A 24,769-nucleotide genomic window follows, 5' to 3' on the forward strand; every position below is an offset into this window, starting at 1 on the left:
TTATGCCTCTTGATTTTGTTTTTGACCAATGCTGTAGAAGTAAAAATCTTCGAGGTTATTAGTCATTAATTCAAACCCTTCTCCTGGATTACTGGTACTATGAATATTGATATTTAATTTTCCTCCTCTCAAGTAATTGGTAAGCACTGTATAGTCTTTTTCATACTGCGCTAGTTCTGATTTTTGGATATGTTTTCTATAAATAGTTCCATTCAATCTATCTGATAATTCTTGGGGATGTCCTTGCACCAAAATTTTACCCTCATTAAAAACAGCCATATTTTGACATAAATTCGTCACATCATCGACAATATGGGTGCTAAGAATAACCACTGCATTTTCACCAAGTTCACTTAGTAAATTATGAAAACGATTACGTTCGAGAGGGTCTAATCCTGCCGTAGGTTCATCAACAATAATAAGTTTGGGATTGCCAATTAAGGCTTGAGCGATACCAAAACGTTGTCGCATACCCCCAGAGTAATCTCCCAAGTTTCGGTTTCTTACTTTATATAAGTTTACCTTATTTAATAAATCAGCGACATATCCTTTTCTCTCGGCTGCATTATGTATTCCCTTTACTTTGGCAATGTGATTAAGCATCATTTCTGCAGATACTTTTGGGTAAACACCAAAATCCTGAGGGAGATAGCCCAATATTTTCCTTAACTCTTCGGGTTGTTTAAATACATTAATACCATCAAATTCGATACTCCCCGAATCAGCAAGCTGTAGGCTTGCAATTGTTCTCATTAATGTAGATTTTCCCGCGCCATTAGGGCCTAAGAGACCAAACATACCATTTTCTAGTGTTAGATTTACAGTATTCAAGGCTTGAGTACCATTTGGGTATGTTTTGTTAAGGTCCTTTATTATAAGCATATGTTTAGAATTTGCCGATTAATTGTTTTTTAATGTTAGTACAGAATGTTAATAATTCGTTACACCAAAACAAAGAAAAAAAACTATATGATATAAATGGTACTCTTTATAAATACAAAATATAGAACGACACACTCTAGGTGTAGTAAAAAACTAAAAATAGAATATCGCTTTAGGATAGAAGTCAATTTTACTTTTTATTCCCACAATTGCAACCTTAAAGTGCCGAAAAAGGATATGTCAATAATAGATATATGAGTATCTTTACGATTATAAAATTTTATAAATCAGTAATGCAACAACTTCGTAGAAATAGAAGATTAAGAACGAATGAAGCTATTCGTTCGTTAGTGAGAGAACATACCATTACACCAAATGATTTTTTGGTGCCACTTTTTGTAGTAGAAGGCAAAGGGATAAAAGAAGAAATTATGTCTATGCCGGGGTATTACAGATACAGCTTAGATTTATTGGTTAAAGAAGTAAAAGAACTTTGGTCTCTGGGTGTTAAATCGGTTCTGCTTTTTGTAAAAGTACCCGATAATCTCAAGGATAATAAAGGAACAGAAGCATTAAATCCTGATGGACTTATGCAGCGTGCGATCAAAACAGTCAAAGAGGCGAGTCCTGAGATGCTGGTAATGACAGATGTTGCTTTAGACCCATTCTCATCGTATGGTCATGATGGTATTGTTGAGAACGGGTATATTGTAAATGATCAAACTTGCGATGTATTGGCACAAATGTCATTATCTCATGCACAAGCCGGAGCAGATTTTGTTGCACCAAGCGATATGATGGACGGTAGGGTCTTGGCAATTAGAGAACTTTTAGAAAAAGAGAATTATAAGAATACAGGTATTATGAGTTATAGTGCCAAGTACGCTTCTGCATTTTATGGTCCGTTTAGAGATGCGCTAGATTCTGCACCGGGGTTTGGGGATAAGAAGACATATCAAATGGATTTTGCAAATCGAGATGAAGCCATTAAAGAAACACTCATCGATATAGAGGAGGGAGCAGATATTGTGATGGTAAAACCCGGGTTATGTTATCTAGATCTCGTAAGGGATGTAAGAGATGCCGTCGATGTACCAGTTGCAGTATATCAGGTAAGCGGAGAATATGCGATGCTCAAGGCTGCTGCAGAAAAAGGATGGTTAGATCATGATGCCGTGATGCTAGAACAGATTATGGCTTTTAAGAGGGCAGGAGCCCATATAATTGCCAGTTATTTTGCTAAAGATGTAATTAAGCTTTTGAGTTAAGATCATAAAAATCACTCGTATGGTAAGTAAAGATAGGTTGTATCAAACATTTGGAGAATTATTGTACGTAATTGCAATGAGTGACGGGGTTATCAATAAGGAAGAGATTAATGTATTAGAAGAAATACTAAAATCACATCCTAGAGGGGAAGAAATAAAATGGTCATTCGATTACGAAAATGAGCATAGTACCGATATTGAAACCCTTTATAAAAAGGTCATCGAAGTATTTTCTGACCATGGACCAGATCACGAGTATGATTTTATGATTTTTGCCCTCACCAAAGTTGCCGAAGCAAGTGATGGAGTGCATGACAATGAAAAAAAAGTAATTACCAATTTCTCTAAGGATTTATTACAACGGTTTAAAAGTGATATCGAAAAAATTAAAGAAAAATATAATTAATCCTAATTTGTTATAAAATGCGAAATATATGTATGTTTTTGGCAGGAATAGGCATATTCTTGGTTAGTTGTCAATCCGAAAAGAAGGAAAAAGAAGAAATCACTATTGGCACAGAAAAGAAGGAAATAGCCCCTGTTGATTTAGGAAAAAAAATATTTAATACCAAAGGGAAATGTTACACTTGCCATAAAACTAATAAAAAATCAATAGGCCCATCAGTAGTAGATATTGTAAAGATATATAACGACCAAAATGCAGATTTAATCGCATTTTTAAAACAGGAAGCTGATCCAATAGTAGATCCAGAAAATTATGCGGTAATGAAAACTAATTTTGCATTAATAAAGAACTTCACTTTAGAAGAATTAGAAGCACTAAAAATATATATGGAAGAAATCGGAAGTGCTCCTGACACAAAATGAGTTCAAAAACCGAATCTCTTGATGAGATCCGGTTTTTTTGAAACATCAATTTTTTAAAACCTTTTGAAAATAGGTGTTTTTTATAATTCAGGATATTCGCAATCAGAATATTGTTCTGTAGCTACTAGATTTCTTATGTCATATCCTTGCTTAATAAGGTTGATTAAGATCCCCACAACCGCAATTTTTTGTTTGAAAGTTTCAATACGAGGAGTACGGCTAAGAATAAATAGTGTTTCTCTGCTAGGACCACTAACTACAGAAAAATCGTAAGGTGTTTCATTATTAAAAGATACCAAATCAATAATCCAATAGTCTGATGAGACAGGCCCAAGAAATAAGTCAAATTTTGCATTGCTTGTAGTATCTGCAACAAGAGCAGTACCATTAATAGAACTTGTATTTCCTGTCGTTGCCAAAATACAATTATTAAATACGCTAACTCCGCCTTCTATAGAGGTATAATCAGCAGTAGTACAGTTGCAATTTTGACTAAAAAAATTTGGAAAACTAGCAATCTCATACCAACGACCTGGGTAACGACTTAAGTCTACGTGGTCTACTGTTTCGACAGGCCCAAAAGTCTTAGAAGTTACTATGGGTTCTTTTTCTAAGGCTTCTTTAATCAAATCATCAAAACCATTTATTGTAGCCGTTAATTCATTTTGAGAAAGAGATTCGATGCTATCGTTTTCGTTTTCACAAGAAACGCTAAATAAGCAAATAATACCAATGGCCAATACCGACCAGATTTGTGTGTGTTTCATTAATTTTTGTTGAGTTTGTTAATAAATAATTACCTCTCAAATGTACTAGGATTTTGCAAAAAACAAATGGACGCAGCAAGATTATTGTGTAATAATAACATGACAATAACATAATTTTTTAACTCATTTAGTTGCATAAAATCATTTTTTTAATTAAAAAAAGAAATAATAATGAGTTATTCTTAGTAATTGTGATTTTGTAGTACCGGCAAGACAACCAAAGTTGCGAGATGTATTCGTAGGATACAAAAAGGATAGGGTCGATGTATCAAAAAAATAAAAGTATATATTATTCTTTTCATTCTTTCAGAAATGCATCCTAAAATCCGTATTTTAGTCCCACATAAAATTTCAAAATGACCTTATTAATTATTTACGCCGTATTGTCAATATTCTTTTCGTTTTTATGCTCGATACTTGAGGCAGTGCTACTAAGCGTTACACCAACTTATATTAATCTAAAGAAAAAAGAAAAAAAACCATACGCAAACACATTAGAAGAGTTAAAAAAAGACGTAGATCAACCTTTGATCGCCATTCTTACACTTAATACTATAGCCCATACAGTGGGAGCCATTTTGGTAGGGGTTCAGGCAGAGCAGTTACCATATAAATTTGAAATGTTTGGGATTAATGTTGTAGGGATTGTTTCTGCAATTATGACCTTATTAATCTTAGTGGTATCAGAGATTATTCCTAAAACCATAGGAGCTACCTATTGGAAACAATTAGGAAATTTTACTTCTAAAGCATTAATATTCCTAATTGCACCATTAAAGTATACCGGGATTCTATGGCTACTAAGACTAACTACAAAATTAATAGGAGGTAAAGGACATCATGGATCTGTTTTGAGCAGAGAAGATTTTACGGCCATGACTGATATCGCACAAGAAGAAGGTGTTTTTGAAGCTTCAGAATCTAAGGTAATAAAGAACCTTCTGAATTTTAAGGCAATTTTGGCCAAAAACATTATGACACCAAGAAGTGTTTTAAAAATTGAAAAAGAAGATCAAAGTGTTGCTGATTTTTTTGAGGCCAATAAGAAATTACGATTTTCGAGAATACCGCTCTTTACAGATAAACCTGATAATATCACAGGGTATGTTCTTAAAGATGAGGTGTATAAGGAAATGGCAGAAGATAATCACCAAAAGAAATTAGGAGACTTAAAAAGACCGATAATAGTAATAGATCGCAATATAGCGGTTCCCGATTTATTCGAAAAGTTTGTGGAGCAGCAAGAGCATTTGGCATTAGTAGTTGATGAATATGGATCGATAAGCGGGTTGGTTACTATGGAAGACGTAATAGAAACTTTGCTAGGTTTAGAAATTGTTGACGAGAGTGACACCGATACGAATATGCAGGATTTGGCTCGTAAGAATTGGGAACATAGAGCAAGAAGACTCGGTATATTAGAAGAAGGTGAGGGAGAATGATTGAATCCGTTTACATAGAAACGCCATTAGGAACAGCAACTATTGTAGGAGATGAAAATGGTATTTCTAGGGTTTCTGTCGCAGACATGGGAGCAGATAAGATTACGACCACAATTCCTATATATTTGCAAGATGCGGTATCTCAATTACAAGAATATTTCAGAGGAGAACGAACAGTTTTTGAACTTTCTATAAATCCGCCAGGCACTGATTTTCAGAAAAAAGTTTGGGCAGAATTAGTAAAGATACCTTTTGGTAAAACAGTTTCTTACCTTGATATTGCCAAAAGATTAGGAGACCCAAAGTCCATACGAGCTGCAGCTACCGCAAATGGAAAAAATCCGTTATGGATCATTGTTCCCTGTCATAGAGTAATCGGTAGTGATGGTTCTTTGACAGGATATGCTGGTGGTTTATGGAGGAAAAAATGGTTACTAGATCATGAAAGCTCCGCAAAGCAACAATCCTTGTTTTAAATAGAATTCTAAGACTTTTTTTAAAAAAAAAGGAATATAAAAAGTTACTAACGAGTACCCTAAGTTCGATGGTTAGAACAGATAAATTGGGTTCGGTTACCGTTTTCTGTTATCAATTCTTAGCCTTACTTATTTCTTCTGCCATCAATAATGCATTATAGGTGTTGACGATCTTACCCAATTTAGAGAGTTCTGAGAACATTTTAGATAGTAGTATTAACACTTTTTCAAAAGCGTCTAAATAATATAGAAACTGCAGAAAGCTTATAATAAAGAAAAACAGTGCTTTCTTTCCTTAGGGTCCTCTGGTTCAGAATAAATTTAATAAAAACTCCAACTTCGCGAAGTACTTGAATCGTTTTTTTAAGATATTGAATAGATATATTGGCACTGAGATTCGACATAAACTAAAATAAAAAACCTGCAAAGGTGTACTTTGCAGGTTTTTCGTTCGATAAGGGGGAAATTATCAATTTAATTTTGGGGCATTATTTATATTTTGGGGTAAATTTGGGGGCTATTTTTTCTCTAACTAAATAAAATCTTAAGACTAATTAAAAAATTAGTACATAATAACAGACCTATAAAAACTACAATTCCGTTCTCAAGAGCATTTCCTTTTAGTTTAGCTACTTTTACTTGATTGTTTCTGGTATTCATAAGATTCTTTTTCATAACAATTTTATTTGGAGTTAGATTAATGTGTGTTATACTGTGAAAGAATAACATTTCAAATATAAAGACATTTTTTGTATTACATCGTTAAAAAACACATATATTCGATGAAATACACAATACTTTAACATTTGCATATGTATAGTCCTATTTTTTACGTCCTTCATACACGTACACAACAGTATCCCCACAGTTGCTATTATTGTATTCCTATAACTTAGACGTTCGAATACTTTACATCTTACATTTTTTTAAAAAATTAAATGAGAATCGATATTATTTGGTTGTGTAGACGGGTGCCTTAAAAAGAGAATGATCAATATTAGTAGTAAATAGTATATTTTCGGAGACCTGCTCAATGAATGCTTCTCCTTTTTTGTTTCCATTCCAATCTGCTCTGGTAACTGATCTTTTTGCCATAATATAGATACCATTAACTATATCGTATTCTATATTCATTAAAAGAGGGTCCATAAAACCTCCTTCTCTAACAGTAAATAAAAATTGATCAACTAAGTGGGTTTGGGGATTTACATATAGCACATAATCATCCTGAACGTCGCCGATATTTTCTTCGAATGTGATCTTTACTATTTTGTATGTAATACCATTTAGTATACGATCTTCTAGCAATTCATATTTTAGTCCTGTATCTAATAGTTTTGACATCATTGTAAACCAATAGAAATTAGTTTTTCTTAGAAATTCTGAGCGATTAACTGCTTCTGGATCTGTAATCGATATACCCCCAAGAGTTGTCCAAGAGGTGTGGCCATCAAAACCTTGAATAACGGTTCCTTTTTGTGAAGGAAAAACATATATCTGATGGGTATTATATTGGGCCCATGATAGTTCTCCGTCAAATATATACCGTTCTTTAGAAATATCTTCTATCCCTTTTTCTGGCATTCTGAAGGTATATGTGTATTCAACATTTTTTAGATCTCTTAATTTTTGCATGGTTCCGACTTTATTAACCATTTTTGAGATGATACGCTTTGCGGCTATTGAGTCTGTATCTATTTCTTGTGATATTGTTGTTTTTTCTAAGCTTTTCGTCTGACTTTTATTTTGGTGCTGTATACAAGAAGTAAGTGTTATAACACAAATGAATATTTTGAAACCGTTTTTCATAATACTGTATTTTTATTAATTATTTTCTTTGGATTTTCTGTTGTATAAAGTTGGTCAAATAGACGATGTGCGAATTCTGGGGCTATAAAAATCCACTTCCTTTTTTCTCGTTTGTATCTCGTTTTTTTCTTTTTAGTGGTTTGTCCTTAGTGCTTCCAAAACCGTATGATAATCCCAGAAAAAGAGTGCGACTATCAAACTTAAAAATACCATCCTGTCGTAAGGGGCTTGTGGCTTCAAAAGCAAATTGTCGTGTATAAAAAATATCATTCATATTAATGCTAAAATTGGCTTTCCCGTCAAGAAAACGATAACGAGCCCCTACACTAATGAAGTACGTTTCTTTGGTTTCATATTGTAGGTTTTTATTAGGACCTCGATATAGCCCAACGATCTGAAATGTTAAGGCTTTTGTTGCCTTAATGGTATGATTCATTTTTAAGTTATATAATAGTGTATTGACCGTAACTAATACATCATTGTCAACACCTTTTTGTGTTTGGCTGTAGATATCGAAGCTGCCATTAAAACTCCACCAAGATGTAGGCTTGTAATTGCCTGATATTTCGAACCCCGTAGCAGTATTGTCTTCATAATTATTGTATGAAAACAAGATTTTCGAATTGTCTAGTGGGTCTTCGAATGCAAAGCGTGTAATCTCATCTGTTATTTTTCTAAAGAAGATAGCCGTAGTAAAACTTCCTTTTCTTAATTTTCTACTATAGTTAAACTCAATAGAGTTTGTAAATTGCGGAATCAAGTTTGGATTACCAACATTGGTAATTCGTGGAGATGCCCAAGTGCGTATCGGATTGATTTGATCAAGTCCAGGTCGATCAACTCGACGGCTAAAATTTATTTGGTAGGTATCTTTCTTATCTTCTTCATTAGGAGTATATCGAAGAAATGCAGACGGGTATGTACTAAAGATATTATCTTCAAAAGTATTTGCAATAGCTTCTTTTTGATAGAATTCTCCTAGTGCTTCATAATATTCGAGACGTACACCAATCTGATAGGACCATTTTTTTAGGTTTTGACTAAAATTGGCGTATGTACTGTAAATAGTACGATCATATTCATAAGTAGCGTTATACAAGTTTATGTTGGTGGTCATATAGCCTGTGTTAATATTCTGTGACCTTGATTGGACTCCCATTTCTAACGTTCCCGTGGTAGAGATTGGATTTGTGTAGTCAAGATGTATCGTTTTATTGGTTCGGTCTCTATATATGTCATCATTAGATAGTGTAGTTGTATCGGGATTGTAGAAAATAAAATCGGCGAGATCGGTGCCCGTAAAAGTTTCGAAGTCTGCATCTAATTCTAATATGTGATTAGTTTTTGAGAAGAGGTGCTTGTAACCAACATTATAGGTAGCTGTGTTATTGTCTCTAATATTACTGTATCCTTGACCAAAATTAGTAATAGGGTTCTCGAAAACAATATCGGTATCAGCCAAAATATTGGTGTTGTAAAGTCTCTGGTTAGTATATAGGGTTATCGTATTTTTTTGATTTATTACATAGTCTAATCCAATTTTGAAAACGTTGGATTTACTATTTCCCAAAGATTGCCAAAACTCATTAGAATTATCATCAGGTCTTACTATTTCACCCTCGATAATACTTTTTCCGATCATGTTCGCGTAGTTGCCATATAGGGTAAACTTTCCTTTTCTATGGTTAAGGTCAAGCGCACTATTAAATCGGGCATTTTTTCCTATCGTTAACCCCGTGGTAAGGGATCCATTAGTCCCCATTTTTGTGTTTTTATGAAGTATGATGTTAATGAGACCGCTCATACCGTCGGGATTGTATTTTGCTGAGGGATTGGTAATGAGTTCTATTTTTTTTATCGAAGTAGACGGGATTTGTTGTAGCATCTGACCTGCATCTACATTTGTTAATTTTCCATCAATGAGCACCCTAACATTTTGATTTCCTCTTAGTGATACGGTTCCGTTTTGATCGACATCTACAGATGGTAGGTTAACCATAATATCAGAAGCAGTGGTGCCCGAAGTGGCGAGGTCTTTTCCTATTGTAATTACTTTGCGATCCGTTTTTTGTTCAATAGATGATTGTTCAGAAATGATTGTTACTCCTTCTAGTGTCAGGGCTTCTTCTCCCAAAGAAACTATTCCTACGTCAAAATGGTTTTGCTTCCGCGAAAGCGTAATTGTCCTCTCAAAAGTAGCGTATCCGATCAATTGAATTTCAAGAATAAATACGCCTTCTTTAATATTAGTTAACTTAAAAATTCCCATTTCGTTAGTGATACCTCCTTTGATGATTTCCTTTTTCGTTTTTGACTTTAGGATGATCGTTGCATCAGAGATAGGATTTTTATTGCTTTTGTCAATAACAACTCCAGTAATGCTGCCGGAAAATATATTCATTTTTATTTCTGTTTGTCCTCTGACTTTAGAAACAAAAAGGTATAATGATATGATCAAAAATAAGGATAGTCTACAGGTCATAATATTTTATTAAAGAGGATGCTAGCTATACATATGAAACCATTGTGCGAAATCGCTTCATTTTATAAATTGAATAGTTTCGTACAAGTTTTGCGCAAGAAGTAGGATGGAATAGTTTTTATTTCTTTTCAGAAAATTGAATTTCTGCGATTAATTGAACATCTTTTCCTAGAGCCATGGCGGCGGGAGGGTAGTTAATTCCAATATTATGTTCTTCTCTAGGAATACTTCCTGTAATTTCGAATACATGTTTTAATTCTTTAAATCTCGGGTGCATAAAACTTCCTTTATAGAGTGCATTCAAAATGATGTTTTGGGTAATACCACCCATTGTAAATTGACCCTTAATGTGGTATTGATTATCAATTGTAGTTTTTGTAAAGGTTGTACTGTAAAATGTGATTTCGGGATATTTTTCTACATCAAAAAAATCTGTACCTCGCAAATGCTTGTCTCTACTTGATTGATTGGTGTTGATTGATGCTGCTTTGATTTTTATATTTATAGAAGCATCGATAAGGTCTTCGCTATTAGAGAGCAACGTAGCTTCGTATTGGTCAAAAGTTCCTTTGATAGTACTAATCTTGAAATATGATATTTCGAATCCAATTTTTGAATGTGCATTGTCTATTTCCCACTCTTTTTGTTGTGCATTTGTAGTAGTAGAAGCAGTATAAAATAGTAGTAATAATATAAATTTTAGAAAATAAATTTTAGAACGATTGAATATGATGGTTTTTGACGACGTTTTAATATTTTGTAACATAACTTTAATGTTTTTAATTAATCTTTTGTCAAAAGTATGGGGGATATGGATGCCTTTTTTAAAAAGTAGATAGAGAGCGAGTTAGCGCGTATAGAAATTTATTTTATATGATTATACAGTTTAGTCTGCGTTAGCATATTGTATGTCTACTCAAAACAAGGTTTTATCGACTTTATCTTATTCTGTCTAATAAGAGTTGTAGTTTTACAGTAATATAAAGTGCTCAAAGAAGAGTTTCTTAATATATTAACTGTAAAAGTTAGCAGGTAACAATAGTATTGATCATTATGCAGAGATTACATAGATTGTATTCCTATTTATACACACCGGTTACCGGGTTTATATTCTTTTGGGTTTTGGTATTTCTTTTTTCTGCGGGTTCATCTAGTTCTCATTATTCGAGTACCAGAGAGCTTTTTGAGACATATACGATACGTACTATTTTTCAGTGTATTACAGCGTCTTTATGTGTTTTTGTGTTTGTGCCCGTTTTTTTGAATAAGAATAAGAAAGGGGTTTTTGTTATCGCAATGATATTATTGTTGGCACTAATGTATATCTTCTGTAACTTGATACGAATTCATTACCTAGAGCCTACATATCCTTCTACATATGTCAATTATTTAAAGCGTTTTAGCGATACATCATTATGGGGACGTGTTTCTCATTTTCCTGAATTTATAAATGTATCCTTATTTTTATTGACTCCGACTTTTTTATTACTCGCCTTAAAATTTTATAGAAATCAGCAGCAGTTACTAAAACGAAATGAACAAAAGAAGACGGCAGAACTTAGTGCATTAAAAAATCAATTAAACCCACACTTTTTATTTAATACACTTAACAATCTATATGCTTTAGCACTAAAAAAATCAGATCAAACAGCTTCTGTCATAGCAAAACTATCAGATATTCTCGATTATATGTTGTATCGGTGTGATGATACCTTTGTTGCACTAGAAAAGGAAGTAGAATTAATAGAAAATTATTTAACCCTAGAAGAGGTACGTTATAGTGATAGGGTGCATATAGTTTTTGATAAACAAATTGTCAATCCTGTAAAAATAGCCCCTTTGCTATTGCTTACCTTTATAGAAAATGCTTTTAAGCATGGAGTGGTTCAAGAGATAAATACTGCAAAAATATGGATCAAAATAATACAAAATGAGAACTGTGTTGTTTTTCAGATTAAAAATACAATACCTAATCAAGTTCAAACAGTGACTACGAATACGCATGGTATTGGACTGCAAAATGTAAAACAACAACTAAATTTGTTATATCCTGATGCTCATGAATTAGATATACAAGAAGACGAACATTTTTATACCGTAGATTTAAGGATACAGACCATATGAAATATCAATGTATAATCGTAGATGATGAGCCGTTGGCAAGAGAATTATTAGAAACATATTTGGTGCAGTTGCCAGATTTTAATCTAGTAGCTTCCTGTGCTAGTGCTATCGAAGCAAGTACGATACTGCAAAAAAATAAAATTGATTTACTTTTTTTGGATATAGAAATGCCGGTACTCAAAGGGACTGATTTTTTTAAAAACCTACATAATAAACCTCAAGTGATATTTACTACCGCTTATAGAGATTATGCTGTCGATGGGTTTGAGTTAGATGCAATTGATTATTTACTAAAGCCTATTGTTTTTGAAAGGTTTTTTAAAGGAATTCAGAAATTTTTGTCTCAACAAGAACAAGAAAAAGAGATTTCTATTATTGATCAACCTATACCAGAAAAAAGAAAATTTCTTTTTGTAGGTAAAGGGAAGAAGCAAATTAAATTTTTTTTTGATGAGGTGCTGTATATCGAAAGCTTAAAAGATTACATAAAAGTGCATTTGATACAAGAAAACTTGATGCTGAAATCTAGTATTTCATCTTTTGAAAAAAAGTTAGATACACGTTTTGTTAGAGTACATCGTTCCTATATTGTAAATGTCGATAAAATTACTGCCTACACCAAAAATGATGTAGAAATAGGTCAATTAGAAATACCGATAGGAGGCAGTTATAGAGAAAATTTTTATGCAAAGGTCTCTATAAAAACTTCTGATTCTTAAGGGTACATATTCTTTTTAATCCTATTTTTTTATATTTTGACGTGAATCTAAAGAGGGATAACTTAGGTTTAAGACAAATTAATTTTCATACATTAGCAATAGAATTATATACTCTTTTTCTTAAGCTAATAAACCACCACCACAAACCCAGAATTAGATGATAAAACGACTACTCAAATTTTTTCTAAAAGCTATTTTTAGTAGTATCTTAATATGTATAGCGTTGCTATATGTTTTTGATTATGATTATATATTAAAAGGCGTTCGAGTTGTATATATGACAGGTCATAAAACGGCATATATAGATGATTATCCTCATTTTGATAATCGAACCGTACAAAAAGGAAATGCTACAATTGCTTGGCCAATTCATACAGATTATAATACTGTACAAAGTACAGAGAGGTTGAACGCTACCAATGAAAAATTAGGTACGGTTGCTTATATGATTGTAAAGAATGACAGTATTTGGTATGAGAATTATGAGGAGGGCTTTAGCGCCGAATCTAAAACTAATTCTTTTTCGATGGCAAAAAGTGTGGTTACGGCTCTTTTAGGAAAAGCAATCATGGATGGTCATATTAAAAGTCTTGACCAACCTGTAGCAGATTTTTTCCCTGAATTTTCTAAAGGATATGGAGCAAAAATGACAGTCGGAGATCTATCTTCAATGGCCTCTGGGCTTGACTGGACAGAACACTATACCAGTCCATTTTCGATCACTGCAAGAGCATATTACGATCCTAATATTAGAGATGTAATATTAGGTCTCGATATGGTTGAGGAACCCGGACAACAGTATAAATATCTTAGTGGTAATACACAACTACTAGCGATGGTAATAGAAAAAGCGACCAAGCAACGCCTGTCATCATATCTAAGTACAAGTTTCTGGAAACCTTTAGGTATGGAGCAAGATGCGTTGTGGCAATTAGATAGCGAAGAAAGTGGTATGGAAAAAGCCTATTGCTGTATTGCTAGTAACGCAAGGGATTTTGGGCGTTTCGGAATGTTGTTCAAAAACAAAGGAAACTTCGCCGGAGAGCAGATACTACCAGAAGAATTTGTGGAATTAGCAACAAAACCAAGATTCGATGATGGCCCCATGTATGGCTATGGTTTTTGGTTATCTAATCATATGGATAAGCGAATATTTGCTATGAGAGGTATTTTGGGACAATACGTAATATGTATCCCAGAAGACAATATTATTATCGTTAGGCTAGGTCATAGTCGTGGTGAATTTTTAAATGGAGCTTCTTTTACAGAGGACTTTTATATCTATATAGAAGAAGCATATAAAATGTTAGAGAATGCTTCATAGGTTGCAGCTTGAGCATATTTTGTTTTTGGATATAGAAACTGTTCCCGAGCAGAGAGGTTTTGATGATCTAAGTGAAGAAATGAAATATTTATGGGCTGATAAAACGAAGTACCAGCGCAAGGATGAATTTTCTGCTGAGGAGTTTTATGATCGCGCAGGAATATGGGCAGAATTTGGCAAAATAGTCTGTATTTCTGTAGGGTATTTTACATACAAAGGAGAAACTAGATCTTTTAGGACAACATCCTTTTATGGCGATGAGAAACAATTACTACTTGACTTTAAAAATTTACTCAACACACATTTTAATACACCACAACATCTACTTTGTGCACACAATGGCAAAGAGTTTGATTTTCCCTATATCGCACGAAGAATGATTATTCATGGGATTTCGTTACCCAATAAATTAGATCTTTTTGGTAAAAAACCTTGGGAGATAGCGCATTTGGATACATTGGACCTCTGGAAATTCGGAGATTATAAACATTATACATCTCTTAAACTGTTGACCCGTATTTTGGGAATACCCTCTCCCAAAGATGATATTGATGGAAGTCAAGTCAGAGATGTTTATTATGAGAAAAATGATATTGATCGAATCATTATTTACTGTGAAAAAGATACAGTAGCGGTTGCTCAGATTTTACTTCGTCTGCGACAAGAGGAATTATTGGAAGATAATGAGATAATTTCGGTATAATCTTTCCCTTTACTTTACTACATAAGTTCTAAAAGTGATTTTTAACAAAAGAGATTAGTGTTTAGGAGTTTTTTTTTCGAAAACGTAACCAAATTGTAAAAATTAAGGTCCTTAAGTGCTGTGAAAAATTCAAAAATTCACGCCATAACTGTTAAGTAAATAATTATTTTAACATAATAAGTGTTAAAATGTAAATATTATGGTAATTATTTAGGTGTTTTTATGATAGACTAATAATTAAAGTTATTAAATCGTTATTTTTGATAAATCAACAATTGGTTGACCAGTTTTTTGTGAATTACTCGCTTTTTTAACACATTTAAACACTAATTAACATGAAAAATTTAAAAACACAAAGAGGTAGAGCTCATTACACTACAACAAAACAGATGAGCAGAATCTTAACCATGATCTTGTTGTCGGCTTTTATTTTCAGTTGTGCGACTGAAGAATTTTCGGAAGCGGAAGAAGAAACTTTAGCCACTTCAAAATTATCATCCAAATCGGTAAATCTTAGTATTTCGGGAGTATCGGCTTCTACACAACAAAGTGCTAATCCTGCTTCAAATGCCATTGACGGTAACCCTGGTACCAGATGGTCTGGTTCGGGTACCGCAGTAGATTTCATCATTGATCTTGGGGAAACAAATGCGGTAGATTATATCAAAATTGCTTTCCACAAAGGTGATGATAGAACAAATAGTTTTGATGTTTATAAAGGAAGTTCTAGTTCCTGGACAAAAATTAATAGCAAAACAAGTAGTGGAAATACTGAATCACTTGAAATATTTGATTTGGTAAACTCTGATACGAGATACTTGAGATTGGTTTTCAAAGGAAATAGTCAGAGTAATAATAATTGGAACAGTGTTAACGAAATAGAAGTTTGGGGTACTGGTGACGGAAATGTTACTCCTCCAGGAGGTACTGATCCTTCAGATGTTTTGCCTGCGTTGCAGTATTTTAAAATTAATCTTCCTTTAGACAGTAGCGGTGATGATAATAGAAATATTTCTTGGAACGACCTAGATGATGATTATAAAAAGAGTTATGAAATCGATAACTTGGTGGGATATACTCCTTCAAGCCCGTATGCTTATTACTTCTTTGCAGATGGTAACGAAGTTGTTTTTAGAGCTCATTGTGCAGGAGCACTTACTAGCTCTGGATCATACCCAAGAAGCGAATTAAGAGAAACCCCTAACGGTGGTGATGATTTATGGGAGTTTGAAGATGCACATGAATTAAATGCTACTTTTAGAATTACACATTTACCAAATGAAAAAGAAGAGGTGTGTGTACTACAGATAAAAGGTAATGACAGTAATAATACCAGTGGTACAGAAGAAGCCTTTAGATTAGAATATCGCCAGGATGGTAATTCAGGCATGCATGTTACCATTAATGAGGATGATACAGATAATGATATCATGGATTATAGTTTAGGAGATACCGTTGAAGCCAGAATGTACGTTAATGATGGTAGAATTACTATAGAATTAGATAATACATCAAGTGGAGATTCTTGGAACTATAGTTATGATAGTGATTATTCTCATGGATATTTTAAAGCAGGATGTTACACTCAGTCATCTATTTATTCTGAGAAGAATGGAGTAGCTGATGAGCAAGCAGATGCCTACGGAGAAGTGAGATTTAGCAGATTAGAGGTGTCAGGAACTAACAATTAGAAATTGGACCATTTCTTTTATAAGGTGTTGTTAGATGGCGCTTTGTATATAGATGGTTGATAGTATATAAAACGAGGTAAAATCCAGATTTTACCTCGTTTTTTAATCTTATAAATGTATAGTTAATTCCTTTTCGTGAAGTATTTTTTTACTTTCGACTAAATACTGTGTACTACTAATTATTCATTATTTCGATTTCACTTCGTACTTTTATCATTTAGGAGATATAGTATAATTTTTTACGAATAATATATCTCTGCAAAATGATACCTTGTGTAAAAATACTTCGAATTTGTCACCTGGTTTACCTATTTTATTTAAGTAAAACACTAGTGTAATCAACAAGAACACGATATATAGACTACGTTTTTAGAAGGGTAATTTTAAGATTTACTATTGCTGCATAGCTTTTGCTATTATAAAGTATAAATGAGAACCTGAATTACTATCCAGGTCCCCTTATTTGTTTTATTGTTTTATAAATCTCTTACTTTCTTTATTAACAGTTAGTATATAGATTCCTGTCTTTAATTCTTGAACATCAATACTATTTATAAATACCCCGCTATCTACAAGTTGTCCTATAAGATTAAAAATATGATAGTCTTGTACACCAGATTTAGGGCTTTGTACATATATATTATTATCTACTGCTGGTACAGGGAATATTGTTAGTGCCTCACTATATAATGAATCATTAAAAGGAGGTGCTTGGGGATCTATTCCTGCAATTCTTTCGGCAGTACATGAGCCAAGATATGCCCACTCTGTTGCGGTTCTCTCAAAAGCATGCCCTTCATATATTACAATATCGCCTGGAGTATAATATGCTAGATTGTCAAATTTAATAGCATTTTGGCAAATGTTTTCAAATCCATACAATGAGATGTTATCTATAGCTATGTCAGCAAGGTCCGTTGCATTGGTAATTCTATTGAATCTTAGTTTTATGCTTTTTCCGGTATAAGAATCCAGATTAATTTTAGCCTCTAACCATGAAGATCCTTGATTTCCATTGGCTTCCCATATATTGGTCCAGTTGACTCCTTGATCCGTACTTATTTCTAATACTAAGCTGCCCAAAGTATCTGCCCCATACATATGATAATTAAAATTAAAAACCCCTGCACTTGATAACTTAGACAAATCAAAACATGGCGAGGTTAATAAAGTTTGATCTGGATTTGAAGGATTATTTGATGCCTCTGCATAGATATAATATGCACCTTCAGATGCATTAGAAGGACCTGTAGAAAAAGTTGGAGTTCCATTTGTATTTATAACCCAGTCTTGGTTGTCTGCAAAGGGTTGTTCCCAATTTCCGAAAGTATCTTCGAATCCTTGATTATAAGGAAAAGAAGTGACTATAAATGAACATTGGTTGTCTGATGTAGTGATTACAGAAATACCGCTAAAATCTGATTCATTGCCACATGCATCTTTTGCCCTTACATTAAAAGAGTATTTCGTATTTTCTGTTAATGAAGAAATAGTAATAGAGGTCTGTTTGGTTTTAAATAACAGCGTATTTTCCTGATAGACCTCGTATTTGGTAACTTCTTGGTTGTCATTTGATGGTTGCCATGATATGGTGGCAGCTGTTTTGGTAATATCAGATACAGTTAGTTCTGTGGGTGCTGTTGGCGCCTCAGTATCGGGATCAATGATTACAGTATAATCTTCTACTTCTCCAAAATTAAAAGTTTCACAAGAACCAGGAATCCCTCCATACTTCATGGAAACCCGCATTCTTGTTTGGCATTTTTTTGCTGTATCTGGTACAATAAAAGTTCCTGTTGCAGGAGAATCTATTGAGGGGGCTTGACTCCATACCAATTCTCCAGAATCGTCAAAACTTCCATTTTGGTTATAGTCAATCCACACGGCGTATGCTTCGTTAAAAGTTGAATTTGTCCATACTGGGGTGATAGAAATTGTATTGGTGTTTCCTGGAGTCAAATGAGTCGATAGCTCTGTAAAATCACTATATCCATTTTCTGCCCCTGATGTATTATTAATTTCACCCAAATGTACATTACCAATATACTCATCAGATGTGATTTCACCTTTTGAACTACAATAGGTATAGGTTAGTTCTGTTGTTGTAAATGTTATAGAGTTGCTGTAGGCAGATACTGTAGTATCATCACATGCACTTTTTACTTGTAACTCATAAGAGGTTTCGTCTAATAATTCAGAAATAGTGTAGTAATTTGAGTTTGCTTTTTTATTTGTCCATTCACTAGTACCAATCTGACGATATCTCAGTTCGTAGGAGGCTCCAGACACCCGTGTCCAGTTGACAGTGGCTTCGTTATAGTCAACATTTGCTATGCTAATATCTGATGGGGTTATAGCTTCTTCACACACTACAGATAGCCCTGTAACAACTAAGGAGTAATTTTGGAGTTCATTAAAAAGTGATCCTTTATGTGTGACTGTTATCGTGTAGGTGCCAGAAGCATTTGCAATATCAACTCTTTCGAAAGGATCTACTGCATTGTCTCCTGTTTCTATTGTAGTAAGACTGGTTAGTTTATAAGGTTTATAAGTGGTTGTGCCATTGCTTACTGTGATATCTAAGTCATTTACTAATGCTGGAGTTGATGAATTTGTTTCTGTATTTACAGCACCTGCAGGATCTGTCCAGGAAATAGATGCTAATAAGGGGTTAATTCCATCAGAATCTACTGTAAAGGAAAATGATTGTCCATTGGTTAGTACTAATTCTTCTACTAAAGATTCACTATTGTTAGTTGTTATGGTTTCTGCTGCAGACTTTGCATTAAGTAATCCCCAACCGAATATGGGATCGGGCCCAGGAACTCCCGCATCATCTGCTGTATGAAGTGCAAGACCTTTTAAGGTAGCGGCTCTCATAAAATCTCCATGAATATTTTCGTAATGTTGTTGTAATAATAGTAAGCTACCAGTAACATTGGGAGAGGCCATAGAAGTACCAGTAATACTTGCATATGCTGTGTCGCTATCGTCATAAGTAGAATATACATACGTTCCATTACCAGCTATATCTGGTTTAATACGGTAATCATCTGTTGGTCCTTGACTACTAGAACTGGCTATTGATACAGAAATAAGGTTTCCTTCATTGTCTATACTTGCATCTTGGGCATTAGCAATAACTAGGTTATTTTTAGAAACTGCATGTCCGGTTAATTTATCATAAAATGAGTTTCCTTCTAATGGGTTATCATTATAGTTAGAAGTTCCGTCATTTCCTGCTGCAACTACCATAAGATAATATGGCGCATTATACATTACTTCGTCCCAATTTTTTGAATTTTGAATATAGGCACCAAAATATTGATCAGGAACGTAAAGACTATAATACCCGTAGGAATGATTCGAGAGTAGCATGCCGTCAGCTGCTGCAATAGTTGCTTCAGATACATCGTTATTCCACATATAGGCATTGACTTTTGATTGAGGGGCCATTCCTTTTGCTGTAGCAATGACGCCAGATGCGGCAATGGTTCCTGTTACATGAGCTGCGTGGTAATGTAATTGTAATCCTCCTTCTGTGTTGGTATCTTTTATTGTAACTCGATCGTTTCCACCTGGTCCATCATATTCTTGGTGAGTTACTCTCGCGTGTCCGCCATCCCAAACATGTGCTGTCATATCCTGTCCATCAAGAGATAACCCAAGGATGCCTCCAGAATTCAGAAAATTTGTCCTTGTTGATACTGCGGCATCTGTATTAAATGTTTTGTAATACAAAAAGCTTTCTCCATCAGTGGCTAACTGCTGTAATTGCGCAAAACTACCGTCTTCTAATTGTATGGATGTTGGTACGCCGTTTTTTTTTGCTGTTTCTTCGGCAATACCTTTTTCTTTGGTAGCTTTTTGAAAATATTGAGCTTCGAGTTGATTTAATTTTGAGAGGTTACTTCTCGACTTAATTAATGATTTTTGCTCTGTATTTTGGGCAAATGTAAAGGTCGATACCATACATATGGTAAAGAGATTAAGGAAGTTGAGTTTTAGTAACTTTTTAAGCATAAAGTCAAATGCCCCCGTTGGGTTTGGGTAATTTTTTTCCATTCTCATTGATTCTGAGTTCGTATTTTACTTTTGTGAAAAATTTGTGGGGAAGGGCCGCAAAGGTGATGAATTTTTTTTGGTTCAAAAAAAAAATTCGATGAAGTGTATGAAAAGGGATATTACCGGTTTATGTACGGTAAAACAGTAATCTTTGTAAGAAGAAAACAACGTTTTAGTGTTAAGAAATGTTGTTTGTTTTTTTGAATTGAGGAATGATGGTATATAAAAAACCCTCTGTGACTATAAATCGCAGAGGGTTTTTTGCTAAAAAAAATATTTTTGAAGACTCTAAATTATAGCTTGATAAACTGTTTTGAAGCGTTATCTATCTTTAGGATATAAGATCCTGCTTCTAGCTCTTGTACATTTATAGTATCTATGAATGTTCCTTTTGCTACTGTTTGTCCTAAAATATTCAGTATAGAATATGTTTTTTCTCCAGATTTTTCAATCTCTACGGTAAGATTAGCACCTTTTAAAGGAACTGGGAAAATTTTAAATTCTGTACTTTTTAATGCTGCAATTGGTGGAGCTATAGCCTCATTTGATGTTGCAAGAGTTGCAAAAGAAAGTGAGTTAGTCGTTCCGCATTCACCTAAGTTTGTCCATCCGGTCGCTGTTCTTTCGTAAAGGAATCCATTATAAGTTACTTGATCTCCTACAGAATAACTAATACTGCTACTCCATTCATCTATGCCTTCGCATATGTCTGTGGATCCGCCATCTCCTGATTCTGATATTGAGATATCATCGATAGCAATATCTGCTTGCCAAGTAGAACCAGTAATTCTATTAAATCTAAGTTGTACGCTTCCTCCAGCATATGCCGAAAGATTGATATCTGCGGTTAACCAAGAGTTGCCTTGATTTCCACTTTGACTCCATACACTTGACCAGTTTGCTCCTTCATCAGTACTTGCCTCTACAGTAAAAGTTCCCATATCAGTATCACCATACATGTGGTATCCGAAAGAGAAAGTAGCTTCAGATAAATTTGATAAGTCAAAACATGGAGAAGTAAGAATTGCTTGGGCATCAGGATATCCTGTTCCGTTTACAGAAGCTTCTACATATAAATAGTAGGTGCCTTCGGTTGCAGAAGATGGTCCTGTAGAACTAGAAGGTGTTGTGCCAGAGTTAACTGTCCAGTCTATGTCATCACTTGATGATTGTGTCCAGTTTCCAAGTGTATTTTCAAATCCTTGATTATATGGGAAAGAAGAAATACCAGTTGTACATCCAGACCCTGTTCCTCCTCCTGTTGTTGTAACGCTAATAGCACTACTAAAACCAGATTCATTTCCTGCTGCATCTTTTGCTTTTACACTAAACTGATATGTAGTCCCTTCTGAAAGGCTAGTAATGTTTGCAGAAGTTCCTGAGGTTTCTCCTAATAGAGTGCTTCCTTGGTATACATCATACCCTGTAACGGCTACATTATCACTAGACGCATTCCAGGATATAGTTACAGAAGTGTCTGTTATATTCGAAGAAGACAATCCGGTCGGAACCGTAGGGGCTTCAGTATCAGCTGTACTACCACCGATAATAACGGTATAGTCCTCTACTTCTCCATAATCAAAAGTTTCACAAGAAGTTGGGATTGCATTGTACTTCATAGAAACACGCATTCTGGTTGCACCATCAGCGGCACTCGTTGGTACAGTAAATGAACCACTTACAGGTGTTGTTTGTGTAGCACTATTGCTCCAAACCAATTCACCCGAATCATCAAAACTTCCATTTTGGTTATAATCGATCCAAACAGCATATCCTTCGCTATACGTTGTTCCTGTCCAGGTTGGTGTAATAGATATTGTATAAGAGTCTCCACTTCCTAAACCTGTGGATATTGATGTATAGTCACTATATCCGCTTGTTGCACCAGTAGTATTGTTAATTGATCCAAGAGAGACATTACTAATATATTCATCTGCAATGCTATTTCCGCTTGAATCGCAATAGGTCAGACTAAACTCTGGAGTTGTAAATGTAATACTGCTGCTATATGAAGAAGTAGAACCATCTGAACAAATACTTCTTACTTGCGTTTCGTATGTTGTAGTAGCTGATAATCCAGAGATTGTATATGAATTTCCAGAAACTGCTTCTGTAGTCCAGCTAGATGTTCCGCTTACTCTGTATCTCAATTCATAAGAAGCTGAAGGAACTGCGTCCCAACCAATGGTAGCGCTATCATAAGTAACACTTGATGATCCGATTCCTGTAGGAGTAGTTGCGTTACAAACTACTGGAGTTCCTGTTAATCCTGTTACGATAAGAGAGTAATTTTGAGAACCACTAGAAAGAGACCCTTTATGCGTTACTGTAATCGTATAGGTACCAGATGCGTTAGCAACATCGACTCTTTCATAAGGATCAACGGTATTATCACCAGTTCCGTTGGTTGTGATACCTGTTAATCTATAAGGTCTGTACGTTGTTGATCCGTTCGAAACGGTAATGTCTAGATCATTAACTAATACAGGAGTATTGTCGTTTACTGTAGTTCTAACAGTTCCTGCAGGGTCTGTCCAAGATATAGATGCTAATAAAGGACTTACTCCATCAGAATCTACTGTGATAGTATATGATTGCCCATTTGCCAATGTAAGTTCTTCAATTTTTGATTCACTTCCTGCATTAGAAATTGTTTCTGCAGCAGCTTTTGCATTTAGTAATCCCCAACCGAATACAGCATCAGGTCCTGAGGAACCAGCATCATCTGCTGTATGAAGTGCTACACCTTTTAGAGTTGCAGCTCTCATTAAGTTACCATTTAGATTAGAGTAGTGTTGTTGAAGTAATAATAAAGAACCCGTAACATTTGGTGATGCCATTGATGTTCCTGTGATACTTGCGTATGCACTTGTGCCACTTACATAGGTTGAATAAACACCTGTTCCGTTTCCAGTAATATCTGGTTTGATACGGTAATCATCTGTTGGTCCTTCACTACTTGAGCTATTAATAGTTACAGAAACCAGATTTCCGTTAGAATCTATATTTGCATCATTGGCATTAGCAACAGCTAAACCATTTTTAGAACAGGTATGACCTGTTAATTTATCATAAGAAGAGTTGCCATCTAATGGGTTTGAATTATACCCGTTGTTGTTTCCATCATTTCCTGCAGCCATTACCATAAGGTAGTACGGTGCATTGTACATTACTTCATCCCAAGCTCTTGAGTCTTCGATATATCCACCGAAATAAAGAGGGAAATTAGTTAGTGCAGAACTATTATATCCATATGAGTGATTGGAAATAATCATTCCATTAGCAGCAGCAGCAGTTCCTTCAGCAATATCGTCATTCCACATATATCCATTCACTTTTGCTTGAGAAGCCATTCCTTTAGCAGCAGCTTGTACTCCTGATGCACAAATGGTTCCTGTTACGTGCCCGGCATGAAAATTAAGTTGAGTTCCTCCTTCTGAGGAAGCATCTTGAATAGTAACACGATTACTACCACCGGCACCATCATATTCTTGGTGAGATGCTAAGGCATGACCCCCATCCCAAACGTGAGCAGTCATGTTTTGCCCATCAAGAGATAATCCTAAAGATCCTCCTGAGTTTATATGATCCGTTCTGGTAGACTCAGCAGCATCCACATTGTATGTGGTGTAATATATTGGTGTTTTACCATCAATGGCTAGTTTTTGAAGTTGAGAAAAACTACCATCTGCGTTTTTCATAGAGGTTTGCCACCCATTTATTTTGGCAGCAGCATATGCGGCCATTCTATTTTGTGCCGCTTTTTCAGTATTTTGTATTTTTAGTTGATTTAGTTTAGAGATGTTACTCTTACTCTGAATAGAGGCTTTTTGAGCAGGACTCTGTGCAAATGTAATAGAGGTTAGAAAAAAAAGGGAAAAGAATGCTAAGCTATTAACTTTTTTAAGCATAGTGCCTAAAATGCAAACCCCACTGGGATTTTCATAATTTTTAGTCATTTTTGTTGAGTTTGAGTTTGTATTAAGTTGTTTTTCTTTGAAGAATTTTCAAGGAAAAGGCAAAATTGATGAATTATCTTCAATAAAAAAAGTTTTTTCGACCAAGTGTTAAAAAATTAGCATTATGCGTTCTTAGAATCCTGTTAAAAAAATTAACATGTAGGAAAATACATTCATTATTTGGGCTAGTTGTGTGATAACTACGGGATAACCGTAGTTTTTTGGAACCA

Annotated in this window: 18 protein-coding genes; 10 read left to right on the forward strand and 8 right to left on the reverse strand. The window is 34.5% G+C overall.

The features are described 5' to 3' along the window. Positions 1-882, reverse strand: coding sequence for an ABC transporter ATP-binding protein (locus DZ60_RS0110130; RefSeq protein WP_025741960.1), 882 nt, complete (start codon positions 880-882; stop codon positions 1-3). 293 nt (positions 883-1,175) lie between these two features. On the opposite strand from DZ60_RS0110130, the gene hemB reads away from it, so the two are divergent. Genes hemB through DZ60_RS0110145 form a run of 3 tightly spaced genes read left to right on the forward strand, consistent with a single transcriptional unit; the run spans position 1,176 to position 2,978 of the window. Further along, entirely contained in the window at positions 1,176-2,150 is a 975-nt protein-coding gene (hemB, locus tag DZ60_RS0110135; RefSeq protein WP_025741961.1) for a porphobilinogen synthase, read from the forward strand. A gap of 19 nt (positions 2,151-2,169) precedes the next feature. Continuing rightward, positions 2,170-2,556, forward strand: a complete 387-nt coding sequence (locus tag DZ60_RS0110140; RefSeq protein WP_025741962.1) for a tellurite resistance TerB family protein — start codon at positions 2,170-2,172, stop codon at positions 2,554-2,556. Positions 2,557-2,573: 17 nt separating this feature from the next. Beyond that, entirely contained in the window at positions 2,574-2,978 is a 405-nt protein-coding gene (locus tag DZ60_RS0110145) for a c-type cytochrome (protein WP_025741963.1), read from the forward strand. A gap of 80 nt (positions 2,979-3,058) precedes the next feature. Here DZ60_RS0110145 and DZ60_RS22855 read toward each other — a convergent pair whose 3' ends face one another. Further along, positions 3,059-3,745: a lipocalin family protein gene (locus DZ60_RS22855; RefSeq protein ID WP_025741964.1), complete on the reverse strand. Its 687-nt coding sequence runs from the start codon at positions 3,743-3,745 to the stop codon at positions 3,059-3,061. Positions 3,746-4,101: 356 nt separating this feature from the next. On the opposite strand from DZ60_RS22855, the gene DZ60_RS0110155 reads away from it, so the two are divergent. Then, positions 4,102-5,187, forward strand: coding sequence for a CNNM domain-containing protein (locus DZ60_RS0110155; RefSeq protein WP_025741965.1), 1,086 nt, complete (start codon positions 4,102-4,104; stop codon positions 5,185-5,187). Beyond that, a complete protein-coding gene (locus tag DZ60_RS0110160) occupies positions 5,184-5,663 on the forward strand; it encodes a methylated-DNA--[protein]-cysteine S-methyltransferase (RefSeq protein ID WP_394332015.1) in 480 nt (159 codons plus the stop codon). Before DZ60_RS0110155 ends, DZ60_RS0110160 begins: the two co-directional genes overlap by 4 nt. A gap of 528 nt (positions 5,664-6,191) precedes the next feature. On the opposite strand, the gene DZ60_RS25150 is transcribed toward DZ60_RS0110160, so the two are convergent. From DZ60_RS25150 to DZ60_RS22860, 4 genes are all read right to left on the reverse strand, one after another. Further along, positions 6,192-6,338 (reverse strand): hypothetical protein, encoded by a 147-nt coding sequence (locus DZ60_RS25150; protein WP_161634390.1) that lies wholly within the window; start codon positions 6,336-6,338, stop codon positions 6,192-6,194. Between the two features lie 276 nt (positions 6,339-6,614). Further along, positions 6,615-7,472, reverse strand: a complete 858-nt coding sequence (locus DZ60_RS0110170) for a DUF6503 family protein (RefSeq protein ID WP_025741968.1) — start codon at positions 7,470-7,472, stop codon at positions 6,615-6,617. Positions 7,473-7,554: 82 nt separating this feature from the next. Further along, on the reverse strand, positions 7,555-9,873 hold the full coding sequence (locus DZ60_RS0110175; RefSeq protein ID WP_025741969.1) for an outer membrane beta-barrel protein: 2,319 nt from the start codon (positions 9,871-9,873) through the stop codon (positions 7,555-7,557). A gap of 199 nt (positions 9,874-10,072) precedes the next feature. Further along, a complete protein-coding gene (locus DZ60_RS22860; protein ID WP_025741970.1) occupies positions 10,073-10,720 on the reverse strand; it encodes a YceI family protein in 648 nt (215 codons plus the stop codon). A gap of 287 nt (positions 10,721-11,007) precedes the next feature. Between DZ60_RS22860 and DZ60_RS24180 the strand changes: the two genes are divergently transcribed. The 5 genes from DZ60_RS24180 (at position 11,008) to DZ60_RS0110205 (ending at position 16,515) form a co-directional block, all read left to right on the forward strand. Further along, positions 11,008-12,078, forward strand: coding sequence for a sensor histidine kinase (locus DZ60_RS24180; protein WP_025741971.1), 1,071 nt, complete (start codon positions 11,008-11,010; stop codon positions 12,076-12,078). Further along, entirely contained in the window at positions 12,075-12,797 is a 723-nt protein-coding gene (locus DZ60_RS0110190) for a LytR/AlgR family response regulator transcription factor (protein ID WP_025741972.1), read from the forward strand. Before DZ60_RS24180 ends, DZ60_RS0110190 begins: the two co-directional genes overlap by 4 nt. A 157-nt stretch (positions 12,798-12,954) precedes the next feature. Beyond that, positions 12,955-14,121 carry a serine hydrolase domain-containing protein gene (locus DZ60_RS0110195; RefSeq protein WP_051477623.1) on the forward strand — a complete coding sequence of 389 codons (1,167 nt, stop codon included), beginning with the start codon at positions 12,955-12,957 and terminating at the stop codon, positions 14,119-14,121. Further along, positions 14,111-14,824 (forward strand): 3'-5' exonuclease, encoded by a 714-nt coding sequence (locus DZ60_RS0110200; protein ID WP_025741974.1) that lies wholly within the window; start codon positions 14,111-14,113, stop codon positions 14,822-14,824. Before DZ60_RS0110195 ends, DZ60_RS0110200 begins: the two co-directional genes overlap by 11 nt. Positions 14,825-15,159: 335 nt before the next feature. Next, complete coding sequence (locus DZ60_RS0110205; RefSeq protein ID WP_025741975.1) at positions 15,160-16,515, forward strand: polysaccharide lyase family 7 protein; 1,356 nt, start codon at positions 15,160-15,162, stop codon at positions 16,513-16,515. Positions 16,516-16,983: 468 nt separating this feature from the next. Here DZ60_RS0110205 and DZ60_RS24185 read toward each other — a convergent pair whose 3' ends face one another. Together DZ60_RS24185 and DZ60_RS0110215 are read right to left on the reverse strand one after the other, a co-directional pair. Further along, the gene (locus DZ60_RS24185) at positions 16,984-20,580 is read right to left on the reverse strand and encodes a S8 family serine peptidase (RefSeq protein ID WP_161634391.1); all 3,597 of its coding nucleotides are present in this window, start codon (positions 20,578-20,580) and stop codon (positions 16,984-16,986) included. A gap of 293 nt (positions 20,581-20,873) precedes the next feature. Further along, entirely contained in the window at positions 20,874-24,539 is a 3,666-nt protein-coding gene (locus tag DZ60_RS0110215) for a S8 family serine peptidase (RefSeq protein WP_081740459.1), read from the reverse strand. Between the last annotated feature and the right edge of the window lie 230 nt (positions 24,540-24,769).

Source organism: Aquimarina pacifica (assembly GCF_000520955.1).
Taxonomy (GTDB): Bacteria; Bacteroidota; Bacteroidia; order Flavobacteriales; family Flavobacteriaceae; genus Aquimarina; species Aquimarina pacifica.

Coding starts and splice junctions, on each gene's coding strand:
- DZ60_RS0110130 (WP_025741960.1), bottom strand. CDS start 882: ATGCTTATAATAAAGGACCTTAACAAAACATACCCAAATGGTACTCAA.
- hemB (WP_025741961.1), top strand. CDS start 1,176: ATGCAACAACTTCGTAGAAATAGAAGATTAAGAACGAATGAAGCTATT.
- DZ60_RS0110140 (WP_025741962.1), top strand. CDS start 2,170: ATGGTAAGTAAAGATAGGTTGTATCAAACATTTGGAGAATTATTGTAC.
- DZ60_RS0110145 (WP_025741963.1), top strand. CDS start 2,574: ATGCGAAATATATGTATGTTTTTGGCAGGAATAGGCATATTCTTGGTT.
- DZ60_RS22855 (WP_025741964.1), bottom strand. CDS start 3,745: ATGAAACACACACAAATCTGGTCGGTATTGGCCATTGGTATTATTTGC.
- DZ60_RS0110155 (WP_025741965.1), top strand. CDS start 4,102: ATGACCTTATTAATTATTTACGCCGTATTGTCAATATTCTTTTCGTTT.
- DZ60_RS0110160 (WP_394332015.1), top strand. CDS start 5,184: ATGATTGAATCCGTTTACATAGAAACGCCATTAGGAACAGCAACTATT.
- DZ60_RS25150 (WP_161634390.1), bottom strand. CDS start 6,338: ATGAAAAAGAATCTTATGAATACCAGAAACAATCAAGTAAAAGTAGCT.
- DZ60_RS0110170 (WP_025741968.1), bottom strand. CDS start 7,472: ATGAAAAACGGTTTCAAAATATTCATTTGTGTTATAACACTTACTTCT.
- DZ60_RS0110175 (WP_025741969.1), bottom strand. CDS start 9,873: ATGAATATATTTTCCGGCAGCATTACTGGAGTTGTTATTGACAAAAGC.
- DZ60_RS22860 (WP_025741970.1), bottom strand. CDS start 10,720: ATGTTACAAAATATTAAAACGTCGTCAAAAACCATCATATTCAATCGT.
- DZ60_RS24180 (WP_025741971.1), top strand. CDS start 11,008: ATGCAGAGATTACATAGATTGTATTCCTATTTATACACACCGGTTACC.
- DZ60_RS0110190 (WP_025741972.1), top strand. CDS start 12,075: ATGAAATATCAATGTATAATCGTAGATGATGAGCCGTTGGCAAGAGAA.
- DZ60_RS0110195 (WP_051477623.1), top strand. CDS start 12,955: ATGATAAAACGACTACTCAAATTTTTTCTAAAAGCTATTTTTAGTAGT.
- DZ60_RS0110200 (WP_025741974.1), top strand. CDS start 14,111: ATGCTTCATAGGTTGCAGCTTGAGCATATTTTGTTTTTGGATATAGAA.
- DZ60_RS0110205 (WP_025741975.1), top strand. CDS start 15,160: ATGAAAAATTTAAAAACACAAAGAGGTAGAGCTCATTACACTACAACA.
- DZ60_RS24185 (WP_161634391.1), bottom strand. CDS start 20,580: ATGGAAAAAAATTACCCAAACCCAACGGGGGCATTTGACTTTATGCTT.
- DZ60_RS0110215 (WP_081740459.1), bottom strand. CDS start 24,539: ATGACTAAAAATTATGAAAATCCCAGTGGGGTTTGCATTTTAGGCACT.